Raw genomic sequence first — 3,522 nt, 5'->3', positions numbered from 1 at the left:
TTCAGGCAGAAAAGCCTGTAAACAACGTTTTGCTTCGGTTTTATCCCGATGATTGTCTACTTTTTAATACACACTTTGCCAATTTAAGGCGTTATTTTTTCAAACTGAGAATTGCTGGACGATACGCGCCTTCATATTGACGCCGGTATTTTATAATCGGATTTCCGGTGGTGATTCTTCTATGTCCTGGCATCGATAATGCAAATACATGGTAACGAATACTCGTACCTCATGTTAACCGCAATAAAGTAATTTTCTGCGACAGAGAGCATACATTTCTATTAAACCGCAATATTTTCAATATTTCATTAGACAAAACGAGTCAAAAAAGGAACCGATTAAATAATTACAAAAAAAAGTGAAAAAAAGTGAAAAAAGGGTTGACATATAAGAAATAGAATGATAGATTATTGTAATAGGATATATAATCGATTATATGCTAAAGCTCAACTTGGTTGAGATAACCCTTTCCAGGAGGAAAAAATGAAAAAACGAGGAGTAATTATTTTGGGGGTTTCTTTGCTTTGTACTATTATGGTCTTCACCAGTTGTAATAAAAAGGAAGCTGTTAGTACGAGCACCAACGGTGGTCTTGTTATCGGTTTTTCACCGGGTGCGTCAGGAACGAACTTCCGGACTGAAGGTACCGATGCATTCAGGGAACAATGTGAGGACTATAAAAGTCAGGGCAGGATCAAAAACTACAGAATTGTCGAAAATGTGACAAATTTTGATGCTGCAGAACAAGCCAATATTATCCGTAACTTCATTAATGACCCTGAAATCAATGTCATCGTGGTAAATCCCAATTCTCCAACAGATTTGAATGGGGTATTATCAGAAGCCGTTGCTGCCAACAAAACTGTGGTCGTTGTAGATTGTGAAGTAAATGTTCCTGGTGTTACCTGTGTCAGTATCAATCATTATGATTGGTCAAAAGAAACAGCAGAATATATTGCTTCAAATCTCGGTAACGGAAATACAATCCAAATTTACGGTGGTGAAGGACACCCCGCAAATAATCAACGCATTAAGGCTGTTCATGATACACTCAAAAATTATCCCAACATCAGACTTGTTGCGGATGTAACCGGAGGTTGGGATGAACAGGTTGCAAAACAAACTGCCACTCAGATTCTCGGTGGTGGACAACAAATTGACGGGGTATTTACACAGGATTCAATGGCTGATGGTGTGTTATCGGCATTTCTTGATCTTGGAAAATTACCCAAAGTGATGTATGGCGAATGTGGTACTGCGTTTGCACGTAAATGGAAGACACTGATAGATAGTGGGGTAGATATTAAAATATGTTCCAACCCTAATCCTCCGACTATTGTGGTAAGTGGACTTCGTATCGCGGTTAATATTGCGGAGGGTAAAAGCTTTAAACCTGGTGTTCTTGGTGGACAATTTGGGGCAACCTATTATTACGAAGTAAAACAATTCTATACTAATGAAAATTTTGACGAACTCTGGGATATTGTTCAAAATAAACCGGAAGATTATCTTCTTACTGAAGATATTTCTGTAGCAGAAGCTGATGCGTTGTTTCTGTAATCACACGTATTTACCTCAGAGATAATATCTCTGAGGTAAATTATAAAGAGAATTGTGTTGTGCGAAAAATTGATTTTGAAAAAAGGGGATTTATTTGGCACTCCTCAAAGCGACTGGAATACGAAAAGCCTTTGGTGGTGTTGTAGCATTAAATAATGCCAACCTTACCTGTGAAGCAGGAAAAATCACCGGCTTGTTGGGCAGTAATGGTTCTGGAAAAAGTACAATTGCCAAAATTATTACCGGATTGTTAAAAAAAGACAGTGGGATTATTGAATTTGATAGTAAAGAAGTTGAATTCAAGAATCCAAGTGAGGCAAAAGCAAATGGCATTTCAATGGTGTTTCAAAATTTAAGTTTAATCCCCGATCTTACTGTTTGGCAGAACATTAATCTTGGAATGGAAAAGAAGAGAAAGATATTCTTAGATGATACATATGCAATAAAATTCGCACAGGAATTGGTCACGAATCTAATGCCAGACATAAATGTTAACAAAAAAGTTAATGTCTTGAATCCCGGTGAAAAACAAGTAACAGAAATTGCTAAAGCCATTTCTGTGAAACCCAAACTTTTAATTCTCGACGAACCAACAGCGGCGCTCGAACAATTAGAAGTTCGGTACCTTTTCCAGTTTATGCGTAAACTCACTTCCGAAGGTACTGCGATAGTTTTTACATCTCATCGCATATGGGAAGTGATGGAAATCTGTGATAATATTACGGTATTTCGTAACGGAGAAAATGCCGGAAATATTGATTTCTCGCTGGAAAAAAAGAATGCAGATGCAGTTATTGATCTGATTATAGGTGAAACCGGAAGTCTCAAGGTCGTAAAAGAGTACCATGAAATCGAAGATGAATATATTCTTGAGGTAAATAACTTAAACTATGGGAAATACTTAAAATCTGTTGGATTTAAACTAAAAAAAGGTGAGATTCTCGGGATTGGAGGATTGGCAGGGCAGGGACAAGATGAACTGATGCTTGCTCTTGCTGGAAACTTTCAGGCGGCTAAAGGTGATGTGCATATAAACGGGAAAAAAATTTTAGTTTCAAAATCATCACATGCAGTACGAGCCGGAATGATGCTTGTTCCGGGTGACCGCCAAAAAGAAGGGGTTTTTTTCGATAAATCAATTTATTTTAATATGATATTTCCAAAGTTAGGATTACCTCATCAACCATTATTTACTCCAAAGAAAAAGTATCGGAGGGAAGCGGAAGAAATTTGTAAAGCACTATCCATTAAAACCAGTAGTATTGATACTTTATTGAATACACTTTCAGGTGGAAATCAGCAAAAGGTTGTTGTTGGAAAATGGTTGCCTTTTGCTATAAAAGTATTGTTACTTGCGGATCCTGCAAAGGGAGTTGACATTAAGGCGCGAAAGGACCTTTATGATTTTATCATAAAACTGGTTAAGGAAAAGAACATGAGTGTGATTATTTACGCCAGTGATAATGATGAATTAGTCAGTTATTGTGACCGTGTTCTTATCATGTACGAAGGTCGTATTACTGCCGAATTAACCGGTAATGAAATTAGCGAAGATAATATTGTCGCCAAATCCATAAAGGTCAATTAGGAGTACTACCATGATGGAAAAACCAGCAAAAAAATGGATTTTATCACACTATATACAATCGTTAGTATCAAAATCTGAATCTATAACAGTTATAATTCTTATTGTTATGCTTATAATTACGGCATCCATGCAAGGAAATTTTTTTTCTGAATTTGGTTTTAAAAGCAATATCAACTCCTTTGTCCCATTAGTTTTGTTGACGATGGGACAGGCGGTCGTTATCATTTCTGGAGGGCTTGATTTATCATGTGGTTCTGCAATGTCGCTTTTATTGTGTATCATGACGCAAATCATGAAACCTGATGTGGCAGTTTCAGGTCTAGTAGCGATTATTGTAGCGTTTGTCACAACGATCGCTATAGGTTTCATCAATG

3 protein-coding genes are annotated in these 3,522 nt (G+C 37.0%); all 3 read left to right on the top strand.

Annotated features, from left to right (window positions below; translation table 11 throughout):
• The first annotated feature begins 483 nt into the window (after positions 1-483).
• On the top strand, positions 484-1,560 hold the full coding sequence (locus tag LBQ60_11965; GenBank protein MDR2038629.1) for a substrate-binding domain-containing protein: 1,077 nt from the start codon (positions 484-486) through the stop codon (positions 1,558-1,560).
• Between the two features lie 94 nt (positions 1,561-1,654).
• Complete coding sequence (locus LBQ60_11960) at positions 1,655-3,148, top strand: sugar ABC transporter ATP-binding protein (protein ID MDR2038628.1); 1,494 nt, start codon at positions 1,655-1,657, stop codon at positions 3,146-3,148.
• Positions 3,149-3,158: 10 nt separating this feature from the next.
• Positions 3,159-3,522: hypothetical protein (locus LBQ60_11955; protein ID MDR2038627.1), on the top strand; the 364-nt coding region annotated here is incomplete at its 3' end.

This window comes from Bacteroidales bacterium, assembly GCA_031275285.1.
Classification (GTDB): Bacteria; Bacteroidota; Bacteroidia; order Bacteroidales; family UBA4181; genus JAIRLS01.
Note: the sequence above shows the minus strand (reverse complement) of the source record. Positions and strands in the feature narration are given on the sequence as shown.

Excerpts from the sequence above, each read along its gene's own strand:
- LBQ60_11965 (MDR2038629.1), top strand. The coding sequence starts at position 484 with ATGAAAAAACGAGGAGTAATTATTTTGGGGGTTTCTTTGCTTTGTACT.